The sequence below is a fragment of the Serratia microhaemolytica genome (assembly GCF_004011885.1).
GTDB classification, from domain to species: domain Bacteria; phylum Pseudomonadota; class Gammaproteobacteria; order Enterobacterales; family Enterobacteriaceae; genus Serratia_G; species Serratia_G microhaemolytica.
The window spans coordinates 1-24,245 of record NZ_SBEF01000021.1; the positions used below are offsets into that span (position 1 = coordinate 1).

General features: G+C 50.0%; 20 protein-coding genes and 1 pseudogene. 4 read left to right on the top strand and 17 right to left on the bottom strand.

What is annotated here, in order from left to right; all coding sequences use genetic code 11:
* Positions 1-121, bottom strand: a 121-nt coding sequence (locus tag EOJ37_RS08520) for a transposase (protein WP_240651688.1), incomplete at its 3' end; no start/stop codon positions are given.
* Positions 122-403: 282 nt separating this feature from the next.
* Between EOJ37_RS08520 and EOJ37_RS08525 the strand changes: the two genes are divergently transcribed.
* On the top strand, positions 404-1,357 hold the full coding sequence (locus tag EOJ37_RS08525; RefSeq protein WP_127959508.1) for a DMT family transporter: 954 nt from the start codon (positions 404-406) through the stop codon (positions 1,355-1,357).
* 2 nt (positions 1,358-1,359) lie between these two features.
* Here the strand turns inward: EOJ37_RS08525 and EOJ37_RS08530 are convergent, their stop codons facing one another.
* The 15 genes and pseudogenes from EOJ37_RS08530 to trxA all read right to left on the bottom strand — a co-directional run bounded on the left by EOJ37_RS08530 (position 1,360) and on the right by trxA (position 17,573).
* On the bottom strand, positions 1,360-2,235 hold the full coding sequence (locus tag EOJ37_RS08530; RefSeq protein WP_127959545.1) for a LysR family transcriptional regulator: 876 nt from the start codon (positions 2,233-2,235) through the stop codon (positions 1,360-1,362).
* 229 nt (positions 2,236-2,464) lie between these two features.
* Positions 2,465-2,578: pseudogene (locus tag EOJ37_RS14835) on the bottom strand (ISAs1 family transposase); the annotation flags it as partial.
* A 73-nt stretch (positions 2,579-2,651) separates the two neighbouring features.
* Positions 2,652-3,392: a lipopolysaccharide N-acetylmannosaminouronosyltransferase gene (gene wecG / locus EOJ37_RS08535; RefSeq protein WP_127959509.1), complete on the bottom strand. Its 741-nt coding sequence runs from the start codon at positions 3,390-3,392 to the stop codon at positions 2,652-2,654.
* A complete protein-coding gene (gene wzyE, locus EOJ37_RS08540) occupies positions 3,392-4,771 on the bottom strand; it encodes an ECA oligosaccharide polymerase (RefSeq protein ID WP_127959510.1) in 1,380 nt (459 codons plus the stop codon). The genes wecG and wzyE overlap by 1 nt, the downstream gene beginning before the upstream one ends.
* Positions 4,768-5,844 (bottom strand): TDP-N-acetylfucosamine:lipid II N-acetylfucosaminyltransferase, encoded by a 1,077-nt coding sequence (locus EOJ37_RS08545; protein ID WP_127959511.1) that lies wholly within the window; start codon positions 5,842-5,844, stop codon positions 4,768-4,770. The genes wzyE and EOJ37_RS08545 overlap by 4 nt, the downstream gene beginning before the upstream one ends.
* Complete coding sequence (wzxE, locus tag EOJ37_RS08550; RefSeq protein WP_127959512.1) at positions 5,841-7,091, bottom strand: lipid III flippase WzxE; 1,251 nt, start codon at positions 7,089-7,091, stop codon at positions 5,841-5,843. The genes EOJ37_RS08545 and wzxE overlap by 4 nt, the downstream gene beginning before the upstream one ends.
* Entirely contained in the window at positions 7,091-8,221 is a 1,131-nt protein-coding gene (rffA, locus tag EOJ37_RS08555; RefSeq protein ID WP_127959513.1) for a dTDP-4-amino-4,6-dideoxygalactose transaminase, read from the bottom strand. Before rffA ends, wzxE begins: the two co-directional genes overlap by 1 nt.
* A complete protein-coding gene (rffC, locus tag EOJ37_RS08560) occupies positions 8,208-8,960 on the bottom strand; it encodes a dTDP-4-amino-4,6-dideoxy-D-galactose acyltransferase (RefSeq protein ID WP_127959514.1) in 753 nt (250 codons plus the stop codon). The genes rffA and rffC overlap by 14 nt, the downstream gene beginning before the upstream one ends.
* Positions 8,938-9,819: a glucose-1-phosphate thymidylyltransferase RfbA gene (rfbA, locus tag EOJ37_RS08565; protein WP_127959515.1), complete on the bottom strand. Its 882-nt coding sequence runs from the start codon at positions 9,817-9,819 to the stop codon at positions 8,938-8,940. The genes rffC and rfbA overlap by 23 nt, the downstream gene beginning before the upstream one ends.
* 40 nt (positions 9,820-9,859) lie before the next feature.
* Positions 9,860-11,131 (bottom strand): UDP-N-acetyl-D-mannosamine dehydrogenase, encoded by a 1,272-nt coding sequence (wecC, locus tag EOJ37_RS08570; protein WP_127959516.1) that lies wholly within the window; start codon positions 11,129-11,131, stop codon positions 9,860-9,862.
* On the bottom strand, positions 11,128-12,258 hold the full coding sequence (gene wecB / locus EOJ37_RS08575; RefSeq protein WP_127959517.1) for a non-hydrolyzing UDP-N-acetylglucosamine 2-epimerase: 1,131 nt from the start codon (positions 12,256-12,258) through the stop codon (positions 11,128-11,130). The genes wecC and wecB overlap by 4 nt, the downstream gene beginning before the upstream one ends.
* A gap of 157 nt (positions 12,259-12,415) precedes the next feature.
* On the bottom strand, positions 12,416-13,474 hold the full coding sequence (wzzE, locus tag EOJ37_RS08580; RefSeq protein ID WP_127959518.1) for an ECA polysaccharide chain length modulation protein: 1,059 nt from the start codon (positions 13,472-13,474) through the stop codon (positions 12,416-12,418).
* Positions 13,475-13,494: 20 nt separating this feature from the next.
* Positions 13,495-14,589, bottom strand: coding sequence for a UDP-N-acetylglucosamine--undecaprenyl-phosphate N-acetylglucosaminephosphotransferase (wecA, locus tag EOJ37_RS08585; RefSeq protein ID WP_240651687.1), 1,095 nt, complete (start codon positions 14,587-14,589; stop codon positions 13,495-13,497).
* Positions 14,590-14,966: 377 nt separating this feature from the next.
* Positions 14,967-16,226, bottom strand: coding sequence for a transcription termination factor Rho (gene rho / locus EOJ37_RS08590; protein ID WP_127959519.1), 1,260 nt, complete (start codon positions 16,224-16,226; stop codon positions 14,967-14,969).
* A 1,020-nt stretch (positions 16,227-17,246) separates the two neighbouring features.
* The gene (trxA, locus tag EOJ37_RS08595) at positions 17,247-17,573 is read right to left on the bottom strand and encodes a thioredoxin TrxA (protein ID WP_127959520.1); all 327 of its coding nucleotides are present in this window, start codon (positions 17,571-17,573) and stop codon (positions 17,247-17,249) included.
* A 318-nt stretch (positions 17,574-17,891) separates the two neighbouring features.
* On the opposite strand from trxA, the gene rhlB reads away from it, so the two are divergent.
* Both rhlB and gppA read left to right on the top strand, forming a co-directional pair.
* Complete coding sequence (rhlB, locus tag EOJ37_RS08600) at positions 17,892-19,184, top strand: ATP-dependent RNA helicase RhlB (protein WP_127959521.1); 1,293 nt, start codon at positions 17,892-17,894, stop codon at positions 19,182-19,184.
* 6 nt (positions 19,185-19,190) lie between these two features.
* Positions 19,191-20,678: a guanosine-5'-triphosphate,3'-diphosphate diphosphatase gene (gene gppA, locus EOJ37_RS08605; protein WP_127959522.1), complete on the top strand. Its 1,488-nt coding sequence runs from the start codon at positions 19,191-19,193 to the stop codon at positions 20,676-20,678.
* A gap of 32 nt (positions 20,679-20,710) precedes the next feature.
* Here the strand turns inward: gppA and rep are convergent, their stop codons facing one another.
* Positions 20,711-22,735 (bottom strand): DNA helicase Rep, encoded by a 2,025-nt coding sequence (gene rep / locus EOJ37_RS08610; RefSeq protein WP_127959523.1) that lies wholly within the window; start codon positions 22,733-22,735, stop codon positions 20,711-20,713.
* A gap of 228 nt (positions 22,736-22,963) precedes the next feature.
* Here rep and aroG point away from each other — a divergent pair, with 228 nt between their 5' ends.
* The gene (aroG, locus tag EOJ37_RS08615; RefSeq protein WP_127959524.1) at positions 22,964-24,019 is read left to right on the top strand and encodes a 3-deoxy-7-phosphoheptulonate synthase AroG; all 1,056 of its coding nucleotides are present in this window, start codon (positions 22,964-22,966) and stop codon (positions 24,017-24,019) included.
* The last annotated feature ends 226 nt before the right edge of the window (positions 24,020-24,245 follow it).

Sequence of the window (24,245 nt, forward strand, 5' to 3'; positions counted from 1 at the left end):
TCCATTGGCACCCTGTGCGCAGAACGAAGAAAATGGCGTTCATGGCGGCACGATTATCGACACGTTTGCGATGCGTTCCCAACGGATGCTGAGTTTTATGCTCCGGGATCAGTGGTGCCATCTTTTCTCACAGTTCATCGCTAATCTGCCACTTGCTATTTGCCATAATTCACCCTCAGAAATGGTCATGATGTATTATACAGCAACTCCTATTGAGATGGGATCTAAGTGATCTACTATTCCGCGCAGCTATTTAGCTAACTTTCGTGGTGAGATGGCCATCAGGAAAAGTGATAGCCATATAAAATTATATGAATGGTAATTTTATAATATCAATGAAATAATCATCCAAATCAAAGATTGTGTAGTTAAAGTAAAACATCTTAATTTAAGGATAATTATTATGAATAACAGTTATTCAAAAGGTTTAATTTTATGCTTATTAGCAACACTTTCTTGGGGGGCTATGTTCCCTATCATGACCGATGCATTGCAGTATATTGACCCATTTAATTTTACCACCATACGCTATGGCATTGCAGGGTTGGTATTCGCACTTATTCTGCTCCGAATAGAGGGTAAAAAAGGGTTTGATTTGGGAGGTGAACGTTGGGGTTTAGCTTGGTTGTTTGGGACTTTCGGGTTTGCCGGTTTTGGATTTTTGGTTTTTCTAGGGCAGCATATGGCTGGCCCTTCTGGCGCTCTAACCGCATCAATCATGATGGCCACAATGCCGATGTTGGGCTTGTTAACAATATGGCTCTTGAAAAAGAACCGTCCACACGCCAGCACATTTGGATTCATTCTGATGTCATTCTCCGGTGTATTACTGGTGATCACCAATGGTAATGCCGCAGCGGTTATCAACTCCCCATCAAATTTGGTCGCAAACCTACTTTTGATTTCTGGGGCATTATGCTGGGTATTATACACTGTTGGTGCAAGCTACTTCCCTCACTGGAGTCCCGTACGTTACACGACAATCACAACATTATTGGGTATGATCAGTGTTATCACTATCGATGTGGTTCTAGTAACCACAGGTTATATCGCTGCACCGAATATTTCAACAGTAGTGATTGTAACGCCTCACTTGATGTACTTGGCTTTAATCGCTGGTCTGATGGCCGTTCTTTGTTGGAATGCAGGTAACAAGATCATCACACCAACTAACGGTGTGCTCTTTATGGATGTAGTGCCGGTAACCGCTTTTATCATATCAGCGTTGAGTGGAGTGGTACCGACACCTACTCAGTTGATGGGGGCAGCTATTACGGCAGTAGCGCTCATTCTAAACAACCTGAACCAGCGGAAACTGCTACAAGCTAAACTATCAATGGTGACTGGCCGGAACTGATCCTACATCTTCTTCCAGAGAGTCTTCACCGATTCAATCAACGTCCTAATCACCTGTGAGGACTCTCTGTCCCTGGACCATATGAAACAAAGCTGGCTCACCGTTTTTGCTTTGGGCCAAATATATATTTTTTCACAATCTTGTGCAGGTAAAGCGATATCTTCGCGCATCAACGTTAATCCCATTTCAAGATAGACAAGCTCGGTGAGTGTTTTCTCTTGGTCAACAACCATGGATGGGGTAAATACCGCGTTATTACGTTCAAAGAATTCTCGCGTGATGGTTGAGAAAGAGCATTTTTCTGGAGTTGCTATCCAGGGAAATGTCTGGATATCTTCCCATTCTGCTGATTGAATTTTACTGCGCCACGTCCATGGTCCAACAATACAAAGAGTAATTGGAGAAAGGACTATCATTCCCAAGTGCTTATTATGGATATCACCGATCACAAACCCTGCATCCATTTCTCCACTCACAACGGCGTCAATGATATACCCAGATATATTTTGGCTAATATTCAAATTCACATTTTGATGACGCTGACGAAATTCAGACAAAACGCCTGGTAAGTTGAGTATTATGGGAACGGAAATAGTCCCTAGCTTGCAAGTTCCAACTTCATTTATAGCACGTGCTTTTTGCACAAATTTGCTGGCTGCAGCCAGTGCTATTCGCGCTTCGTCCCGCATAACAATACCTGTAGGTGTCAGTTCCATTCCTCTGGGTGTTCTATTAAACAGGCGAACCTTAAACTCGCTTTCAAGTGATTTTATGTGAGCACTTACTGCTGGCTGGCTGAGAAAAAGTAGACCGGCGGCCCGAGTCAGACTTGACGTCTCTGCCACCGTAACGAAAGTCTTTAACTGGTTAAGATCCATGTAGGTAATTTCCCCTTCTAGGCAGAGTAGAATCAGGTATGCAAAGCTAGGCTGCCCCCCTAGTTTTGCAAATACTACCATTTTTTAGAATCAATGAGATAACTCAAGCCAAGATTCCGAGATCACTGACAGTGCAGTAGATCTCCACATGTCAACGCCCACTAACCAGTTCCCTAGCAAACTAGCAGCAACAGCCTGTCCAAGATCCAATAACACATTAAAGAAGGACAACATTCCGCACCCAATGAAGCTGATTTTCTATACCCCAATGTTGCCGGATGGCTCGCGCTGCCACTTCTGCATTCAAAGATAACGCGCTGACATACCAGCGGGAGTCTCGGTGAATATCACCCGGGTTTCCTCGCTGTCCGCCCATTCAAGCTGTCATCGTTAATAGCACACTACCTGATTGGCGCTTATAACTGACCGCGATAGTAGTAGCCAAGGAATTTTAACAGCTTCAGTTGACGCCGCAGTCGGCTAGGTTGGCTGAGCAAGCGATACAACCACTCAAGCCCCAGATTTTGCCATACTTTCGGCGCACGTTTGACCCGCCCAGTGAAGACATCATAAGTTCCCCCTACTCCCATATAAAGCGCGTCCGGATGATGCTGTAAGCAATCACGGATCAACATCTCCTGCTTCGGTGATCCCATTGCTACGCTGACCAGCGTAGCGCCACTGGCACGCACTCGCTCAAACAGTTCAGGGTAATGTTCCGCTGCCAAATAACCATGTTGGCTGCCAACAATATTCACATGCCACTGTTGGCGTAATTTCTGCTCCGTCTCCGCCAGCACTTCAGCTTTGCCACCGATTAAGAATAACGGCGTACCTTGCTGCCCAGCACGCTGCATCATGGCGTGCCACAGATCGACGCCAGCAATGCGTGCCACTTCCGCATCAGGATATTTACGGCGTATCGCACGTACCACGCTGATACCATCGGCATATTTGTATTGTGCCGCATCAAGTAGCGTTCGCAGTTCAGCATCCTGTTCAGCGTTGATCACCTTTTCGGCATTCATCGCTACCAAAGCGCCCACTTTGGGTTGTTCGGCAGCAAACAGGAAATCGAGGCATTGTGCCATGTCGCGAAATCCCCACAGTGTAAAATCCCGCACACGGTATTGCGGGATGGAGTCGGTCTGTTTCATCAGCACAGCCTGTCGTTGGTTAGAGAATCGGTTATCAGATGGTTAGCATCAGCGCTCGAGCGTGCTCGGATCAAACCTGCGCTCAGCAGTAGCCAGTAGAGTAATTTTGTCACCAGCAGAGCACCAGCAAAGATCAGGGTGAAAAACAGTATGCGCGAGAAAAAGGCATCCAATCCCTCCCTTACCAGCACAATCAGATAGAATATCGAGCTAAAACAGAAACTCTGTAGTGCGGCTGCTTTATAGCGGTTGCGCTCTTGTTTAGCGCACGCATATACCCAATCAAACCATTTGATGATCAAGCCAACCGCGATCGCACCAAGCGGGATAAAGACGATGCCGCCCATCACCAGCAGCGAGCCGATCAGCGTCGGTGAGATAGCTAATCCAGCGTGATAGTCGAGCACTTGCCAAGTGAAGTAGTTGGCCGTGTTGAGGATCTGATCCGGGCGCTCAGGCCATAGACTGCTGGGAATGAACACGTAAAAGTCACGGATAATGGGTGCCAGTCCCTGAAACTCTATATTTTGATAGTGTTGCAGCAGTAACGCTAAATTTTCCCAGGGCGAGAAGGTGTCACGGGTGAGATAGAGGAAGGTGTAAAACGCTTCTGCGCCAGTGACCTCAAGGTTGTAGCGTTTAAGTGCCAGCCAGAACATCGCCAACATTGCCAGTAGCCCCGCCAGTGCCAGTATCCGCAGTGAGATCCAGCCACGCAGCAGGCCAATAAACAGGAACAGGGCGAAGGCAATCATGATGTTGGCACGTGTGCCGCCGACAATGATGTAGGTCAGAATACCGAAGCCGACCGTGGTGAGCAAAAACTGCAACCAGGCGCGCCGATCCGGTTTCATAAAGTAGAGCAGCAGCATTGCCGGAATAAAAAAGTAAAAAAAGCGCTTTAACGCTACCGCCGTAACTTGCCTGGAAAAGATCTGGCTATAGCTGCTCAGTTTGAACAGTAGCAGGCCATTCTGCATAAAGAATAGGCTGACGCTACCCAGTGCGATCAGCGCCAATAACATCCACAGCAGATGCGCTTCTACCCGGCTGAGGGTAAATAGTGCGCTGTTTGGCTGCCATGTTGTCAGGCGGTGACTAAAGCGCGTGCGGTAACTTAATGCATAGATCGCGTAGAACGCCGTAGCGGCCAGCGAGGCATAGAGCAGGAATTCGAACGGCACCGTGACGACATCAAACTGCAGTATCAGCAGGCCGGTAAACGGCAAGCCGAAATAGAATGTCAGCAGGTACAGCAGGGAAAATAAGATATTAAAATTAAATCGATAGCGCTGGATATCTCGATAAGTGAGTAGCCCGACCAGTAACAGGCCAGCCAGGTAGACCAGCAGTAAGCCAGCAAACTGAGTCAGCGTCATGCCTCCTCCTGCTGAGTTAACGCTTGCCGCCAGCCCTGTAGATAGTTGGGGTGGAAAAAGGCAATCCGGCTGAAATCCACTGTTGCCAATTGACGTTGTGCCTGAGCAACCGCAGCAAGATCAAGTGGCTGATCCTGAAATAGTACCGGTAACTGTTGTTCGGCCAAATCCTGCCAAAATGGGTTATTGCGACTGAGCACAAACGGAATAGCAAACTGGATCAGTAGGCAGAGTGTACCGATACCCTGTTGGCGCTGGAAAATAAAATAGCCGAGATCACAGCCGCGTAATAACGCCAGGTAGTCACTGAAGGCCAACTGCTGCGTCAGCAGTTGCCATTGTTGCTCAGGGAATAGCGCCAGCGCTGTGCTGCGCACCTGTTGAATGTAATCGGCATTATTGGCTGGGTAGCCCATTGGGATAATCAGCCGTACATTTTGTCCAAACTGCCGCTGGATCGCGTGCAGCGCCTGAAGATGGCAGTTGCTGCGATCGCCCGAATTACCGACCAGGATCGTCAATGGCGCGCTGACATCAGTGCTTTTCTCAGCTTTTAGTGTCAGATCCATCCGGGTAGGAAAATAGAGCAGTGAGGTCGCTACGTTTTGATAGCGCTGTTGGTAGTAATTGAGATCACCACGGGTAGCAAAAACATGGCCAATTCGCCGCTGTGCCAGACGACGTAGCCGGTAAAATAGCCGAAACTTCCAGCCGTCGCCACTCTCATACAGATCCGCGCCCCACACATGCCAGCTCACCTGCTGTGGTTTGATCGCACCAGTCAGCAATGCCAGCCAAAGCCAGGGATTAAACTGTCCATGCCAGAAAAACTGTTGCTTGCGGTCGGCACGCGCACGCCTAGCCACTGCCGAGGCCAGGCGCTTTTTATCACTGAAAAGCTCAATATGCAGTTGTGGAAACTCGGCTAATAGCGCGCTCTGCTGGCTCACCACCATAAATTGGCTGATGCGCTCCGCCGGTAACTGTGTCGCCAACACATCGTTAAAGAAACGCAACAGCGTTTGGTTATGATGAGGGATATCGGCTGTCAATACGTGGATCAATCTGCTCATGCTCGCCTACGATAAACAATAAATGCACTGGCACAGAGGATAAAGTGAACAAGGTAAGTCGCCATATAGGCTTGCGCGGCTCCCAGTGCGCCATGTTGCGGGATCAACCAGTATGAGAACAGCAGCAGCAAGCTAAACTGGCTGATTTCAATCAGCAGGTAAAAACGCAGTGCCGCTTTGGCGATCACCAAGTAACCGAAGACATAGCCACTGATCTTCAGTACATCACCGAGGAGTTGCCAGGCAAACAGGTCTCGCATTGTCTGGAATTGTGACGAAAACAGTAGCCAAATGGCGAAATCACGCAGTAGCCAGATAATAAAACTAACCACCAGCAGCAGGGGTAATACAAACTTCAGCGTGCGTGTGATCTCTTGCACAATGGCGGTTTTCTGCTGCAAGCGCGCGAGTGTCGGCAGCAGGTAAACCGTGAAAGAGGCGGTGATAAACTGTAAATAGGCATCGGAGATACTGCTCACGCCTTGCCAGATCCCGACCTGTTGCCAGCCGTAGTGTGTCGCCAGCAGATGACGCATCATCACATAGGCTAGTGGCAGCGTGGTGGCGGTGATCAGTGCCATTAGGGTGAATTTGGCAAAATGGCGTGCTTGCTGAGGGTGCCAACACGGTAACAGCAGAGATAGCGCTCTGCGCCGGCGCAACCACAACAGCACGATAGCGGGCAGCAGCATCACTGCTGGTACTAGCGCTAAGCCAATCAATGCGCCGGAGTAGTCACCCAGTTTGACACTGAGCATAAACGCCGCGACGCCAAGCAGGCTACCGAGGATCACCGAAATGGCATTCGCCGCCGCGTCACGGTAGCCTTTCAGTACTGCGAGCAACAGGTTGGCATAAGCAATCGCCAATTGGATAAATGCCAGTACACGCACCACTGGTGTGTAGTCGCTGCTGGCAAACAGCGCATGGCTGATCGGTTCTGCTGCAATGACCAGCAACAGCGCCAGCAGAGTTGAACAAGCGATAACCAGGGTGGTTGCGGTACCAAGCGCCTGCTGTAACTGCTTTGGCTGCTGCTGATAACGTGCCACGCTCTGAGTGACGCCGTTAAAAATACCGGCACCCGATATTACGCCGAGTACCGTGATCAACTGGCGGAAATTACCCGCTAGCCCAACCCCACTGGGGCCAAATGCCAGTGCGATAATTTTTATCACCAGCAGGCCGACAGCAATTTTTATCAGCGTGGAGCCTGCCGTCCACAACGATGCTTTCGCCAATGACATCAGGCAAAGAAACTCAAAATGGTGTTGATCACCGTGCGCTGGTTCACCTCTGACAGGTTATAAAACAGCGGTAAGCGCACCAACCGTTCACTCTCGCTGCTGGTGAAGCCGTCTTCGCCCGCCAAGCGGCCAAATGTTGCGCCTGCGGGGCAAGTATGCAGGGGTATGTAATGGAAAACAGACAGAATTTCCGCCTCTTTCAGGTAGGCAATAAAGGCGCTGCGCTGTTCGATATCGCGCAGTTTAAGGTAAAACATATGGGCATTTTGCTGGCAGTGCGCGGGGATCACCGGTAGGCTGACGCGCCCGGCGGCCGCCAGTGGTTTGAATGCCTGGTAATAGTTCTGCCACAACGCTAAGCGACGCTGATTGATCTGTTCTGCCACTTCCAGTTGTGCCCATAGGTAGGCCGCTTGCAGATCGGACATTAAATAGCTTGAGCCGATATCACGCCAGGTGTACTTATCCACCTGGCCACGGAAGAACTGGCTGCGATTGGTGCCCTTTTCGCGGATCACTTCCGCTCGCTCAATCAGTGCTGGATCGTTAATTAATGTCGCTCCGCCTTCACCACCGGCAGTGTAATTTTTGGTTTCATGGAAGCTAAAGCAGCCGATATGGCCGATGGTGCCTAATGCTTTACCTTTGTAGCTGGACATCACGCCCTGAGCGGCATCTTCGACCACAAACAGGTTATATTTTTTCGCCAGCGCCATGATGCTATCCATTTCACAAGCCACGCCCGCATAGTGTACCGGCACAATCGCACGGGTTTTCTCGGTGATCGCCGCTTCGATTTTGTTTTCGTCAATATTCATCGTGTCCGGTCGCAGATCGACAAATACCACCACCGCCCCACGCAGCACAAAAGCATTGGCTGTCGAGACAAAGGTGTAGCTTGGCATGATCACCTCATCACCCGGTTGGATGTTGAGCAACATCGCCGCCATCTCCAGTGAGGCGGTACAGGAGGGAGTGAGCAGCACTTTATTACAGCCAAGACGCTGCTCTAGCCACTGTTGGCAACGGCGGGTAAAACCGCCATCTCCGCATAATTTGCCGCTGTTCATTGCGGCGTGTAGGTAATCCAGCTCGCTGCCGACCACCGGTGGGGCATTAAATGGGATCATGTGAACCTCTATATAACCAGTATGCACTGTTGACCAAGCGGGCGCCGTGGCGCTGATACAGCCGTTGTGCTGCCGTGTTGCTCAGTTGTGTTGCGATATTGAGTCGGGCGATTTGGTGCTGTTGGCACCAGGCAATCGCTGCTGCCATCAGTTGTGAACCGATGCCCCGTTGCTGTTGTCCGTGGCAGACTGCCAGCAAGCCAATACGTGCGGTTTGCGCATCGATATGGCGCAGGCTGACAAACCCAGCTAGCTCACCGTTGGTTTGTTTAACTTGCAGACATTGATGATCAAAACTGCCCAAGACCGCTTTCTCCACCCAGGTGGCATAAAAACGGCCACTCGCTTCAGGCTGATACCAAGGGCTGCGGAAGCGGCTGATGCTGAACAGTGCCGATGCGGCCTGGCGTAGTGCCGCAATATCATTCGGCTGAGCAATCTGCACCGGCAACGTTGCCTGCATGGCTAATGTTGTCTGCATGGCTAATGTTGTCTGCGGCTGCGGTGGAATCTGTAGGCTAAAATCGACTTCGGCTTCAGCCAGTCTAAAACCAAGCGCGGTGAGTGCATCCAGCCGTGCGGTGTCGCTGCTGGCAACTTTTGCTTGCACCAGCGCAAAGCGGTTTAGTCGCGTTTGATCCAGTGCTGGCGCATGTTGATCAAATTGCACGCGGCCACTGTGCAGTTGGAAAAAATCACTTTCCCAAGCCAGTGGCTCAATATTGGCGTGGACGAACATGCAGTAGCTCCAGCAGGTAGTCACCATAAGCGGTTTTCGCCAGCATTGAGGCGGCATCACGTACCTGATCATCACTCAACCAGCCGTTACGCCAGGCGATCTCTTCCAAGCAGGCAATTTTGAACCCTTGCCGCTTCTCCACCGTTTGCACAAAGGTGCTGGCCTCAATCAGGCTGTCGTGTGTGCCGGTATCCAGCCAGGCAAAACCGCGCCCCAGCAGTTCTACCCGTAACTGCCCCTGCTCAAGATAGCGTTGATTAATCGAGGTGATCTCCAACTCGCCGCGTGGTGAGGGTTTCACCTGGCGGGCAAAATCAACCACTTGGTGATCATAGAAATAGAGTCCGGTGACCGCCCAATTGGAGCGTGGTTGACGAGGTTTCTCCGCCAGCGAGATGGCTTGGAAATGATCGTCAAACTCGACCACGCCGAAACGCTCCGGATCCATCACTTGGTAACCAAATACCGTAGCGCCTTGTAACTGGTTGATCACGCTTTTCAGTTTCGGGCTAAAACCCTGACCAAAATAGATGTTGTCGCCCAGTACCAGGCAACAGGGTTGACCCGCAATAAAGCTTTCGCCGATCAAAAAGGCTTGCGCTAATCCTTCTGGGCGTGGCTGTTCGGCGTAGCAGAGTTTGATGCCAAACGCTTCACCGTTGCCCAGCAGGCGGCGAAATGAGGGCAGATCTTCTGGTGTTGAGATGATCAGCACCTCACGAATCCCCGCCAGCATCAGCACCGAGAGCGGGTAGTAGATCATCGGTTTGTCGTAGATCGGCAGCAGATGCTTTGAGACACCACGCGTGATCGGATGTAAGCGGGTGCCGGAGCCTCCGGCCAGGATAATGCCTTTCATGTTACCCCCGAAGTGGTCTGTTTAGCGCACCACTCACCAGTTAAGCAAAAGTTCGCCAAACGCCTTTGGTATCGACAATCCAGGGCTGTGTTACCTGCTGTGGTTCAATCGCTTTAAACAGTTGGTGATCGACCAACATCACAATCAGATCCGCCTGCTGCAACGCCGTTGACAGCGACTGCAGTGTCACCAGTCCACGCAGTGAAGGCGGTAACTCTGTGATGTGCGGTTCCACCACCAGGGTTTCACCACTGTGCCACAAGGCGATCTGGCGAGTAATTTCAACGGCGGGGCTCTCGCGCAGATCATCGATGTTGGGTTTAAATGCTAGGCCAAAGCAGGCGATCCTGATTTCGGTCGCGCGTTTGTTGGTGGCTGCCAGGCAGTCGGCTAATGCACTCTTTACCCGATCAATGACCCAGTGCGGCTTGCTGTCGTTCACCAGCCGGGCAGTGTGGATTAGACGTGACTGCTGTGGGTTCTGCGCCACAATAAACCACGGATCAACCGCAATGCAGTGGCCACCGACACCCGGGCCTGGCTGCAAAATGTTAACGCGCGGATGACGGTTCGCCAGCGCAATCAGTTCCCAAACATCAATTCCTTGCTCGGCGCAAATCAGCGATAGCTCATTGGCAAACGCGATGTTGACGTCACGAAAACTGTTTTCAGTCAGTTTGCACAGCTCAGCGGTGGCCGAGTTGGTGATCACACACTCGCCTTGCAGGAAGGTTTTGTATAGCTGGCAGGCACGTTCGGCGCACGTTGGTGTCATGCCACCAATTACACGATCATTCTGTATCAGTTCTACCATCACTTTGCCTGGCAGAACCCGCTCTGGGCAGTAGGCAATGTTGATTTCCGCCTGTTCACCAGCCTGCTGTGGAAAACGTAAATCCGGTCGCGCCGTTGCCAACCAGGATGCTATCTGTTGCGTGGTGCCTACCGGTGATGTCGACTCAAGGATCACCAGATCGCCGGTTTTTAATACCGGTGCTAGCGCATTAACTGCAGCTTCGATGTAGCTTAAGTCTGGTTGGTGGTCATCTTTGAACGGGGTGGGCACTGCAATCAGAAAGGCATCGGCGGGTTGCGGTTGGGTTGCTGCGCTCAGATAACCTGCTTCAACGGCACTTTTAACAACCTGTTCTAAATCGGGTTCAACGATATGAATTGCACCACGGTTGATGGTATCAACCGCATGTTGGCTAATGTCGACACCCACCACGCGCTTTTGGCAAGAGGCAAATGCCGCCGCTGTTGGTAAGCCGATATAGCCTAGGCCAATAACGGCAATAGTGTTAAAACTCATTGAATCACCTGATGATTTTTTAAAACTGCAAGAATTCGCTGGCAAGCGTGACCATCACCATACGGATTATGTGCTCGGCTCATCGCCTGATATTGACTTTCGTCGTGCAATAGCAGGCTGACGGCATCAACTATTTTTTTCACGTCGGTTCCAACCAACTTGATGGTGCCGGCGGCAACTGCCTCTGGCCGCTCCGTGCTATCACGCATCACTAACACCGGTTTGCCCAGTGACGGGGCTTCTTCTTGAATGCCGCCTGAATCAGTCAAAATCAGATAAGCACTGGACATCAGGTAGACAAACGGTAGGTAGTTTTGCGGATCAATTAGAATAATATTGTTAATATTCTTAAGAATTCTTTTAACTGGTTGATTAATATTTGGATTTAAATGAACCGGGTAGACAATCTGCACTTCGGGGTGGCGTTGGGCTATTTCGACCAGTGCGCGGCAAATCTGCTCAACTCCCTCACCAAAGTTTTCCCGCCGATGGCCTGTAACCAGGATCAATTTTTTATTGCTATCAAGAAATGGATAATTCTGTTTCAGTGCAGCAAAACGCTGTTGGTCGGTCATTATGCTGTCACGTACCCATAGTAGGGCATCAATCACGCTATTGCCGGTAACGAAAATCTGCGCTGCCGGCACCGCCTCGCGTAACAAATTTTGCCGTGCATGTTCTGTTGGGGCAAAGTGGTAGCTGGCTAAGTGACCGGTCAGTTTACGGTTGCCCTCTTCCGGCCACGGAGAGTAAAGATTGCCTGTGCGTAGCCCTGCCTCAATGTGCCCAACAGGTATACGCTGATAAAATGCCGCCAAGCTGGCGGCAAAGGTGGTGGTGGTATCGCCATGTACCAGTACCAGATCGGGCTTAAAATCGGCCAATACCGCTTTTAAGCCTTGCAGGATCAGGCAGGTTATCTCGGTGAGTCCCTGCTCGGGTTTCATAATGTCAAGATCGTAATCAGGAACGATGGCAAACAGACTGAGCACTTGATCCAACATTTCACGATGCTGTGCTGTGACACAAACACGTGACTCAAAGGCATCATCTGCCGCCAGAGCATGTACCAGTGGTGCCATTTTGATGGCTTCTGGTCTGGTACCAAAAACAGTCAATACTTTCACAGAGGATCCCTTGAGGTTAGTTCACCGCAGTTCACACTGTCGACGATAAGGGTCTATCCAGCCGCTGTTAGCTGGCTGGCGTGTTGGCAGGCGTGCAGCTAACCCACAACGCACTGCCGATAGTTCATCCGTGAGTTGATGTTTACAAATTGCAGAGTTATTGATGCCGCTGTGGGCGTCGTAACAATACGACGCCAACTCCCACCATCACACCGATACCCCCCCAAAGTAGCAACCAGAAGGATCTACGAGGAGAATCACGACGTACTGGCTCTTCTGGGGTGTGCAAATAGCGATAGGTTTTGAACTGAACATCGGATGGCGGATTTTTTTGTAGTGTGCTCAGCAGCGCCTGGTTGCGATCATACGCTGCATCATAGTGTGGCCCAATCGCTTGTAAGGCATTCAGCCGAGTTTGCAGTAGCGGTTTGCCCAATAAAAACAGCTCACTATCAGTTAGTGACTCCCTCGACGCTCTGCTTGGCTGTATGCTGATGCCTTGCTGTTCAGCAAGTTTCAATGCTTCGGTTAGCGTATTCAGTTCCCGCTGAAAAGCCGCACTCGCCACCGCCTGTTGGTGTGTGAGTTCAGTGGCAACCCACTCAGCACGCGCCCGCCAGATACCCTGTAATTGCTGATTTAGCTGCTGTACCGCACGCGCGTTAGCAAAATTGATATATTCGACCAATAACTGAGCTGCTTCGCCAGCGCTTTCGGCGGTCAATTTGACGGTGTCATTGAGCACTTTTTTGTCATCACGCGCAGTAAAACGGATGTTATTGATCAGTTCGTCGAGCAGTGCGGCATCGGCTCGGCTGTCACCTTGTCGCCGTTGGCGGTAATAGTCGCTCTGTAGCCAGAAATCGCGCCGTGTATCATAGGCGGCCAACTGGATGACAAATTCTTGGTAACTGTTGTCAGCAATCTCCGGCTGCTCGGCAGCGCTATTCTGTGTCGATGGTGAGAGCAACTGATTGAGAAACTGCTGCTGGGCATAATAATGGGTTAATTCTATCACCGTCGGTTTTTGCGTTACCGCTTGCGCACTCCACTGCTGTTTCACCAGATAGGAGAGCAGCAACGCGGTCGCTGCAAATAACAGTGCAAAGCCAACTATCACCACCTTTCCTCGCCACAAAGTGTGGCATAAGGCAGCAATATCAAGCACATTTTCAATCGGTAACTGATTATTTTCGGACGTTTTTTCACTCTTCATTACTGTCCTTAAGCCTCTTGTTAAGGGTTGGGCTTATGTTTGTCTGCCTGGTAGCGGCGCTTAACGCGCTTAATGTAGCGTGCAAAACGCCAAGGGTGTTTAACGAGGTAAGCGTAAAAAAAGAACATGCACAAAAATAGTGCAAACATTAACCATTGTGGGATCACCGTCAGCAGATCAGCGACCACACCGATGGTTGCCAATATCGCCGCAGCCAGAGTAATTAATAGACAAGCTTGGCGCGAGCTAAAACCGGCGCGCATAATCAGGTGATGGATATGTTGGCGATCGGCCGAAAACGGGCTGCCCCCTTTATGTAGGCGACGATACATAATCACCACCATGTCCATGAGCGGAATGGCAAGCACCCACAGCGCCGTTACCGGGTTAATGGCTGGTTGTGAAGATTGAGAACCCTGTAGCAGTAGCCAGATAAGAGTGAAACCAATCAAGGTACTACCCGCATCACCCATAAATACTTTGTAGCGGCGCCCCAAAATGGCAAGGTTGAGCAAAAGATAAGGCACGATCGCCGACAGCATGGCAAAACAGAACAAGGCAAGTTGGCTACTGCCGGCTTGATAGAACAACAAGCCCAGCGACAGGAAGGCCACCGAGGAGAGGCCACCAAGCAGGCCATCAATGCCATCAATCATATTGAAAGAGTTGATCGCCGCCCAACAGGCCAGCAGTGTCAGAGGGTAGCCCCAGAAACCAAGCAGTGTTTCATGACTGCCAAAGATGTAGCCAAAACTACGCAGGTAGAGATCGGCAAATAACATCATGCTTATCGCTACCAAGGTTTGGATTGCGACGCGCAATTTGACACTGATATCAAAGCGGTCGTCTATCGCCCCCAGTAGCACCAGTACGCCGGCACAAAGGAGATAGAGTTGGCTGTCAGCAATGGTTTGATCGGTAAAAAGCAGTGCGAAACAGATGCCCGCGTAGACGGAAATCCCGCCAACCAGTGGGATCACCCCCTGATGGTGCTTACGCTGACTTGGTCGATCAACCAAGCCAAGAGGCATTGCCAATTTGCTGGCGATCAATAAAAAAACCAAAGAAAACAAGAAAACAAAAAGAATTTCAGCACTCATAGCGAACCAGTTCACGGTTAACAACAGCTTGAAGAAGATCCGGCTGCCGACAGCATTTCAGCCACCATACCACTAACCACTTGAAGTACGAGCTTTAATTCGCAACAGAAATAGTCAGTCACTATCAATTTTTAACTTGCAACTGTTCGTATCCCTACTCTATTTAGCTACAGCACTTTCTCGTTTAAGCTCACTCTAACTTCAACACAATATTAACGCGAAAAAATCAGCATAACTTCGATAAGTGTCGCACTTGTACTGGATGGCGACAGTGACTATCAAAGACCATTCAGCACGCGGCTACGACACTCCGGTTATGGCATTACTACTGGTTATCTTTAACTCAATGTACAGCACTGCTGCTCGGTACTGCACAGCAGCGCACGCTGAAACTACGAACGCTTCATCATGTCAAAGAATTCATCGTTGGTTTTGGTCATTGCCAACTTATTGATCAGGAACTCCATGGCATCAATTTCACCCATTGGGTGAATGATGCGGCGCAAGATCCACATCTTCTGCAACTCTTCAGAAGTGGTGAGTAACTCTTCTTTGCGTGTGCCTGAGCGGTTGTAGTCAATCGCTGGGAAGACGCGCTTCTCTGCAATTTTGCGTGCCAGATGCAACTCCATGTTGCCGGTACCTTTAAACTCTTCATAGATCACTTCATCCATTTTCGAGCCAGTATCGACCAACGCAGTGGCAATGATAGTCAGGCTGCCACCCTCTTCAACATTACGTGCGGCACCAAAGAAACGCTTCGGACGGTGTAGTGCGTTAGCATCAACACCACCGGTCAACACTTTACCGGAAGCCGGTACTACGGTGTTGTAAGCACGTGCCAGGCGGGTAATGGAATCCAGCAGGATGATAACGTCTTTTTTGTGCTCGACCAGACGCTTGGCTTTCTCAATCACCATCTCCGCCACTTGTACGTGGCGTGAAGCTGGTTCATCGAAGGTAGAGGCGATCACTTCACCTTTCACCAGGCGCTGCATTTCGGTCACTTCTTCGGGACGTTCGTCAATCAGCAGCACCATTAGCACGCAATCTGGATGATTGTAAGCAATGCTTTGGGCAATATTCTGTAGCAGGATAGTTTTACCTGCTTTGGGTGGCGCAACAATTAAGCCACGTTGACCACGACCAATCGGCGCGGCCAGATCAAGCACACGAGCGGTCAAATCCTCTGTCGAGCCATTACCACGCTCCATACGCAAACGTGAGTTGGCATGAAGCGGTGTCAAGTTCTCGAACAGGATTTTATTACGTGAGTTTTCTGGTTTGTCGTAGTTGACTTCATTGACCTTCAACAACGCGAAATAGCGCTCGCCTTCTTTCGGCGGACGGATTTTGCCAGAGATGGTGTCACCGGTACGAAGGTTAAAACGACGGATTTGGCTAGGAGAAACGTAGATATCATCGGGGCCGGCGAGGTAAGAGCTGTCTGCTGAACGGAGAAAACCGAAGCCATCCTGCAATATCTCCAGTACGCCATCGCCGAAGATATCTTCGCCACTTTTAGCATGTTGCTTAAGTATAGAAAAAATAATGTCCTGTTTACGCAGGCGAGCCAGATTCTCCAGCCCCATGTTTTCGCCGAGAGTAATCAGTTCAGAAACCGGCGTGTTTTTTAATTCGGTAAGATTCATATTGAGGTTCTTAAACTCGGGGTATGTCTCGAACTTGTATCGTGAATGGTATGGCAGTGTAATATCTGACCGTTTTTTCAAACCGCTGCACTATTATATGCATGACTATATGCATGACGTATGCGCTACAGCATGCACTATAACGTTGATAGGCGCTATGCACTATACGTTGATAGGCTTACTCATAGTTTATTCCGAGTGTTAATAAAAACCACCAGACGTTACTATAAACGTTAACAACTGAAACCACTGTGCCAATAACCTGCGCTGACCTGACGGACAAAAACCGCTATATACGATTTAAAACCATACAATTAAAAATCATGTGATTAAAAACCTCTATATGCAGCTTAAACGAGTATTGCCAAACCTATTTAGTTGCTATGTGCTACAGCTTGAAATCGTTTTTGATATCTGTGCCGCTACTGGACATTCAATTTAACCTACTGACCATCAAGGTAAAAAACCACCCATACCAGATGCAGATGTCAACGGATTGAAATCGAAGGTACCTTAAAACTGGTTATTACAAAACCAATTATTACAAAACTGGCTTGTTACAGAGCCGGTTATTACAAAACTGGCTTGTTGCAAGACACAGGTTCATTGCAAGACCGGATTGTCGCAAAACCTGATCGTTACAAAACTGGTTTGCTACAAAATTGATCGTCATAAACCGTTTGATTCTCGACACATCGGCTGACTGACTCTGTAAACCCGCCATCACCGTAGAGCGCAATGTTGCCAAATAGCTGCACTCATGGACTATGAGTAAAAATGGTAGTATGCAAAATTACAGCATTTGTTAATCATTGCGCTGATAAATTACGAAAAACTATGACAAGCGCAGACCACAACACCGATGGTTTAAGATCAATTAAGAGTAAAACTTAGATTTAATAAATAAGGTAAGTTCTGTATGCAGTGAGGCAAATGTAACACGCTTTCGGATTGACGTCCAGTGATGAATACAAGATTCACCACTGAGGACGCGGTTAATTCGTGATCAAACTCACTAAATCACAGATTTGCGCTCAAGAAATCCTTAAGTTGCCCCTTAGACAAAGCACCCACTTTGCTGGCTACCACTTGTCCGTTTTTAAACAACAATAGTGTTGGAATACCACGAATACCATATTTAGGCGCTGTTGCCGGGTTCTGATCAATGTTCAACTTAGCGACAGTAAGCTTGCCGGCAAACTCCTGTGCAATCTCATCCAGAATCGGGGCGATCATTTTACACGGCCCACACCACTCTGCCCAAAAATCAACCAAGACTGCACCTTCGGCTTGCAATACATCGCTCTCAAAGCTGCCGTCAGTCAAGTGAATTATTTTCTCGCTCATGCTCTACTCCACAGGATTATGCCAACCTAATTGGTGTAGTATTAACCAACTTGGGGTTTTATGTTTTTTTAAAGTCTCGGTGGTGTCACTTTTACCACCATGAGCCATACTCTCTATACTCAGATTGCCTGAAATGACAAGCCATTGGTAAATTCTAGTTACCGCTATCTGTTTTGTCGCCATTTGATAACATCACTGGCAGAGGCAGGCTGTTAGGGAGTTGTTCAGTTGCCAGTCACCTACAACACCAAGTACTTTGGGCGTATTTCACAGGATATGCTTTCGTAAAGCAACAATTAGCTGATATTCTACCGCACTATGAGCAAAACACACTTGACTGAACAGAAGTTTTCCGACTTCGCCCTGCACCCGCTACTTATTGAATCTCTTGAGAAAAAGGGGTTCCACAACTGCACGCCGATCCAAGCGCTGGTGTTTCCACACACCTTCAGTGGGCGTGATGTTGCAGGTCAGGCGCAAACCGGTACTGGCAAGACACTGGCATTTTTAGTGTCTACTTTTCACCATTTGCTGTCTCATGCGGCAAAAGAGGGCCGTCAGACAAACCAACCGCGCGCCTTGATCATGGCGCCTACCCGTGAGTTAGCAGTGCAGATCCACTCCGATGCACAAGCCTTGGCACAGGCTGCCGGCTTGAAACTTGGCTTGGCCTATGGCGGCGACGGCTACGACAAGCAGTTGAAAGTACTGGAGAGTGGTGTCGATATTCTGATCGGCACTACCGGTCGCTTAATTGACTATACCAAACAGAATTACATCGATCTGGCTGCCATTGAGGTAATGGTGCTGGATGAAGCCGATCGTATGTATGATTTAGGTTTTATAAAAGATATTCGCTGGTTGTTCCGCCGGATGCCGCCCGTTGATCAGCGGCTGAACATGCTGTTCTCTGCCACCCTTTCCTACCGTGTGCGTGAGTTGGCATTTGAACAGATGAACAATGCGCAGTATGTGGAGGTTGAGCCGGAGCAAAAAACCGGCCACCGGATCAAAGAGGAACTGTTCTACCCTTCCAACGATGAGAAAATGCGTTTATTGCAGACCTTGATCGAGGAAGATTGGCCAGATCGCTGCATTATCTTCGCCAACACCAAACATCGTTGCGAAGAGATTTGGGGGCATCTGGCGGCTGATGGTCATCGCGTTGGTCTGTTAACCGGTGATGTTGCCCAGAAGAAGCGTCTGCGTATTCTGGAAGATTTTACCAAAGGCAGTTTGGATATTCTGGTTGCAACTGATGTCGCTGCACGCGGCTTGCATATCCCTTCAGTCACTCATGTATTTAACTATGATCTGCCTGATGATTGTGAAGATTATGTCCACCGTATTGGCCGCACCGGTCGTGCAGGGCAAAGTGGTCATTCGATCAGTCTGGCCTGTGAGGAGTACGCACTTAACCTGCCTGCAATCGAAGCCTATACTGGTCACAGCATTCCCGTGAGTAAATACAACAGCGATGCCCTGCTGGACGATCTGCCAGCCCCCAAACGCCTGCCACGTCGCGGAAGTGGCCACCAACATGGTTCTCGTCGTAACTTTGGTTCACGCCGTGGTAGTTCACTGCGCAGTAGCCATAAGCGCCCAGGTTAGCCCACGATGAGCACAGCCAACCCGCTGTATGCAGCCATTGATTTAGGCTCGAACAGTTTCCACATGTTGGTTGTGCGTGAATTGGCGGGGGGCATTCAGGTATTGGCGCGAGTCAAACGTAGAGTGCGCTTGGCCGCTGGGCTGGATGCTAATAACCAGCTCTGTCTGCAAGCGATGCAGCGCGGTTGGCAATGCCTGGCGCTGTTCTCTGAATATTTGCGTGATATTCCTGCCGCACAACGTCGCATCGTGGCAACAGCCACCCTGCGCCAAGCAGGGAATGCCGATGCTTTTCTGCGTACCGCAGAAACCATCCTCGGTTGCCCAATCAACCTGATCAGTGGAGAGGAAGAAGCGCGCTTAATCTATCGTGGTGTCGCTTATACCACCAGCGGCTCTGATCAGCGCCTGGTGATCGACATCGGTGGTGCCAGCTCAGAACTGATTGTCGGCACGGGCACACAAGCCCATCAACTGTATAGTCTGCCGATGGGCTGCGTTACCTGGCTACAACGCTTTTTTGCTAACGGTGAGTTACACGCCCACCACTTTGCCGCCGCAGAACACGCCGCCGGTGAGCTAATTCGACCTGTCGCCACTGCGCTACGGCAACATGGTTGGCAAGTTTGTGTCGGTGCTTCTGGTACCATGCAAGCGTTACAGCAAATTGCCTCAGCACAAGGCATCGATGGCGCCATCACCCGCACTCAGTTGCAGCAGTTAAAACAGGCGGTGATTGCCTGTGGTCAGTTGGCTACACTCAATATTACCGGTCTCAGTGTTGAACGCACCCAAGCATTTCCCAGTGGGCTGGCAATACTTATCTCTATTTTCAATGAGCTAAACATTGACAGCATCACACTGGCTGGTGGTGCGCTACGGGAAGGCTTGCTGTATGAGATGTTACAGTTGCCACTCGAACAGGGCGTTCGCCACCGCACGTTAGTTTCGCTACAGCATCGTTACCTGCTGGATAGTGCTCAGGCGGCACGAGTGAGCCAATTGGTAGCCAACTTTTGCCAGCAACTGGCAGCGGTCTGGCCGGTTGATAATGCCAGCCGTGAGTTGCTCGATGCAGCCTGTCTGATACACGAAATCGGGTTAAGCATCGATTACCGTCAAGCACCACAACATGCCGTGTATCTGCTTCATCACCTGGATCTTCCCGGTTTCACTGCTGCAGAAAAAAAACTGTTAGCCAGTTTGCTTGGCAATCAGCGCGATGCGCCAGATCTAGCACCACTGCAACAGCAGCAACGGCTACCTGTCATCACTGCGCAGCGTCTCTGTCGTTTGCTACGTCTGGCGATCATCTTCGCCAGCCTACGCCGTGATGACAGTTTGCCAACAATACAACTTCACGCCGATGACGAACTGCTCCAGGTGAGGTTACCGAATGGCTGGCTGGCAGCCCACCCGCTACGCGCACAGGCTCTAGCACAAGAGTGTGAATGGCAACTCCAGGTTGACTGGCCACTGCAACTGCAAGAGTGAGATGCAAGATAACGCAATCAGCACAGTGCCGGTTAGCTGTTGCCCTTGGCTTTCGCTAACATCGCCCGCACACTGGCAAGATGGGCTTTCCCTTTATCTACCCGCTCCTGTGCACTGACCACCTTGCGTTCATTCTCCCACTGTAAATCATCCTGTGGCAGTTCAAGCAAGAAACGGCTCGGTTCCGGCCGCACCAGTTCACCATACTGTCGTCGTTCACGGCATAGGGTGAAAGTCAGTGCCTTTTGTGCCCGAGTAATACCGACGTAGGCCAAACGCCGTTCTTCGTCGATATTCTCCTCATCAATGCTACTTTGGTGTGGCAACAGTCCCTCTTCCATACCAATCAAGAACACATAGGGAAATTCAAGCCCTTTCGAGGCGTGTAGTGTCATCAATTGCACTTGGTCCAACGCTTGATCACTCTCACCACGCTCCATCATGTCACGCAGGGTGAAGCGAGTGACCACTTGGGTCAGTGTCATCGGTTCATCTAACTCACTGCCTGCCAGCATTTCACTCATCCAGCCAAACAGTGTGTTGACATTTTTCATCCGCATTTCTGCTGCTTTCGGGCTTGGTGACGTCTCAAACAACCAACTTTCATAGTCGATACCGTGGATCAGATCACGGATTGCGCTCACCGCTTCACGCTCTACTCGCTGTGCAATTTCCTCTAGCCAGCGGGTAAAACTGGTCAATGCCTGTAACCCTCGTCCACTCAGATGTTGCTCCAACCCAAGATCAAAGCTGGCTCTAAACAGGCTTTTATTGCGTAAATTCGCCCACTCTCCGAGTTTCTGTAGTGTTGCTGGGCCAATCTCTCGTTTTGGTGTGTTAACAATGCGCAAGAAAGCACTGTCATCATCTGGGTTGGTCAATACACGCAGATAAGCCAGCAGATCTTTGATCTCTGGGCGTGAGAAAAACGAAGTACCACCAGAAATTTTGTAAGGGATACGGTTTTGAATCAGCACCTTCTCAAACAGGCGCGATTGATGGTTACCACGGTAGAGGATCGCGTAGTCGGCATACTGTGTTTTGTTGATAAAATGGTGGGCAATCAGCTCCCCCGCCACACGCTCAGCTTCATGCTCTTCATTGTTGGCGCTAATCACCTTGAGCGGTTCACCATAGCCGAGGGTTGAAAAGAGCTTTTTTTCAAACAAATGCGGATTATTCGCGATCAGGATATTGGCGGCCTTCAAGATCCGTTCACTGGAGCGGTAGTTTTGCTCCAACTTAATCACCTGAAGTTGTGGAAAATCCTGTTTGAGCAGTTCCAGATTCTGCGGCCGCGCACCACGCCAGGAGTAGATCGATTGATCATCATCACCCACCACGGTAAAACGTGCTCGTTCACCAACCAGCAACTTGACCAACTGATATTGGCTGGTGTTAGTGTCCTGATACTCATCCACCAGCAGGTAACGAACTTTCGCCTGCCAGCGTTCACGCACACGCTCATCACGCCTCAGCAACAACGTCGGCAGTGAAATCAGATCATCAAAATCCAGCACATTGCAACTTTTCAAATAATCATCATAAAGTTGATAACAGTGAGCAAACAGCTTGTCGCGCGGCGACTGAGCATCGGCCATCGCTTCCACTGGGCTGAGTAAGTCATTTTTCCAGTTCGAGATACAGGTCGTCAGTTGTGCGATTAAGGTATTATCGTTTTCCAGCCACTTTTCCGTCAGCTCTTTCAGCGTCGCTAGCTGGTCCTGATCATCAAACAGCGAGAAGTTGGCTTTCATTGCCAAAGCCGCGTGCTCACGCTTGATAATTTCCAATCCTAAGGTGTGAAAAGTGGAAATGGTCAAACCGCGCGCCTGCTGCCGTTCAAGGGTGTGTGCCACCCGCTCTTTCATTTCTCGTGCCGCTTTGTTGGTAAAGGTGACGGCAACAATATGGCGTGCCTGGTAGCCACACTGCTGGATCAAATAGGCTATTTTTTGCGTGATCACGCGTGTTTTACCAGAACCGGCCCCGGCCAGAACCAGGCACGGGCCAGTGACAAATTCGACGGCTTGTTGTTGGCTGGAATTTAATCGCATCGCAATTACTGACTCAATCTCGCTTAATCGGGGCGAGGATTGTAGCAGAAAGCACCAACAAGGGTGACCTTGGCTCACTGCTCCAGCCAATAATTTGCGCACACATGACAGCATTCAGCAGCAAAAACCGTCAAACCATGCCGGCAGGCCAGAAAGAGGATTTACAGCGTTAACCGCAACCGTTAGATTGGAGGCATCTACGCATCAAGCATACCGAACAGGATAGCTATGAATTATCAAAATGACGATTTACGCATTAAACAGATAAAAGAGCTTTTACCCCCCGTAGCGTTGCTGGAAAAATTTCCTTCCTCTGAGGCAGTGATCAAAACTGTCGCCCAGGCACGCGATGCCATCCACCAGATCCTGCGTGGCAATGATGATCGCCTGCTGGTGGTGATCGGCCCCTGTTCAATACATGATCCCCAAGCGGCAAAAGAGTATGCTGCACGCCTGCTCAAACTGCGTCAGGAATTGAATGGTGAGCTAGAAATTGTGATGCGTGTCTACTTTGAAAAACCGCGCACTACCGTTGGTTGGAAGGGTTTGATCAATGATCCACATATGGATAATAGCTGCGAGATCAACCAGGGGCTGCGGTTAGGGCGTAAGCTGCTACTCGATATTAATGAAATCGGCTTACCTACCGCCGGTGAATTCCTTGATATGATCACGCCACAATACCTTGCCGATTTAATGAGTTGGGGGGCGATCGGTGCGCGAACCACCGAGTCGCAGGTACACCGTGAGCTGGCTTCTGGGTTATCCTGCCCGGTCGGTTTCAAAAATGGTACCGATGGCACGATCAAAGTCGCCATTGATGCGATTAATGCGGCAGGTGCGCCACACTCGTTCCTGTCTGTGACCAAGTGGGGACACTCCGCGATCGTCAGCACCAGTGGTAACAAAGATTGCCACATCATTCTGCGCGGTGGAAAAGAGCCAAACTACAGTGCAGAACATGTCAAAGCGGTCACCGCTGGCTTGGTAAAAGCGGGCCTACCCGCTCAGGTGATGATTGATTACAGTCACGCCAATAGCTGCAAACAGTTTAAAAAGCAGCTTGAGGTCAATGCCGATGTCTGCCAGCAACTGCGCAGTGGTGAAAAAAGCATTATCGGCGTGATGATTGAGAGCCATCTGGTCGAAGGCAACCAGAACCTCGAAAGCAATGAGCCACTGGTCTACGGCAAAAGCGTTACCGACGCCTGCATCGGTTGGCAAGACAGTGAGCAGGTTCTACGCGAACTCTCCGCCGCCGTTAAAGCGCGCCGTGCGCGATAACATGCTGGCTGAGCTAGCGTTGCAGCACACCCGCATTGATCACTACTGTACACATTGTGCTGCTGATATCCGTGCTGCTAATACAATCCTGAGCCGTTAATCGGTCATAGGCCCACAAATGGTTTATTGTGGGCCTACTCGGTGACGCTAGGCTTATCACTCACTACCACTGGCCTCAAACTCCATTGCTTAGCAATCACACCGTCGGCTACTGGCAGCATAACTC

Coding starts and splice junctions, on each gene's coding strand:
- EOJ37_RS08525 (WP_127959508.1), top strand. CDS start 404: ATGAATAACAGTTATTCAAAAGGTTTAATTTTATGCTTATTAGCAACA.
- EOJ37_RS08530 (WP_127959545.1), bottom strand. CDS start 2,235: ATGGATCTTAACCAGTTAAAGACTTTCGTTACGGTGGCAGAGACGTCA.
- wecG (WP_127959509.1), bottom strand. CDS start 3,392: ATGAAACAGACCGACTCCATCCCGCAATACCGTGTGCGGGATTTTACA.
- wzyE (WP_127959510.1), bottom strand. CDS start 4,771: ATGACGCTGACTCAGTTTGCTGGCTTACTGCTGGTCTACCTGGCTGGC.
- EOJ37_RS08545 (WP_127959511.1), bottom strand. CDS start 5,844: ATGAGCAGATTGATCCACGTATTGACAGCCGATATCCCTCATCATAAC.
- wzxE (WP_127959512.1), bottom strand. CDS start 7,091: ATGTCATTGGCGAAAGCATCGTTGTGGACGGCAGGCTCCACGCTGATA.
- rffA (WP_127959513.1), bottom strand. CDS start 8,221: ATGATCCCATTTAATGCCCCACCGGTGGTCGGCAGCGAGCTGGATTAC.
- rffC (WP_127959514.1), bottom strand. CDS start 8,960: ATGTTCGTCCACGCCAATATTGAGCCACTGGCTTGGGAAAGTGATTTT.
- rfbA (WP_127959515.1), bottom strand. CDS start 9,819: ATGAAAGGCATTATCCTGGCCGGAGGCTCCGGCACCCGCTTACATCCG.
- wecC (WP_127959516.1), bottom strand. CDS start 11,131: ATGAGTTTTAACACTATTGCCGTTATTGGCCTAGGCTATATCGGCTTA.
- wzzE (WP_127959518.1), bottom strand. CDS start 13,474: ATGAAGAGTGAAAAAACGTCCGAAAATAATCAGTTACCGATTGAAAAT.
- rho (WP_127959519.1), bottom strand. CDS start 16,226: ATGAATCTTACCGAATTAAAAAACACGCCGGTTTCTGAACTGATTACT.
- trxA (WP_127959520.1), bottom strand. CDS start 17,573: ATGAGCGAGAAAATAATTCACTTGACTGACGGCAGCTTTGAGAGCGAT.
- rhlB (WP_127959521.1), top strand. CDS start 17,892: ATGAGCAAAACACACTTGACTGAACAGAAGTTTTCCGACTTCGCCCTG.
- gppA (WP_127959522.1), top strand. CDS start 19,191: ATGAGCACAGCCAACCCGCTGTATGCAGCCATTGATTTAGGCTCGAAC.
- rep (WP_127959523.1), bottom strand. CDS start 22,735: ATGCGATTAAATTCCAGCCAACAACAAGCCGTCGAATTTGTCACTGGC.
- aroG (WP_127959524.1), top strand. CDS start 22,964: ATGAATTATCAAAATGACGATTTACGCATTAAACAGATAAAAGAGCTT.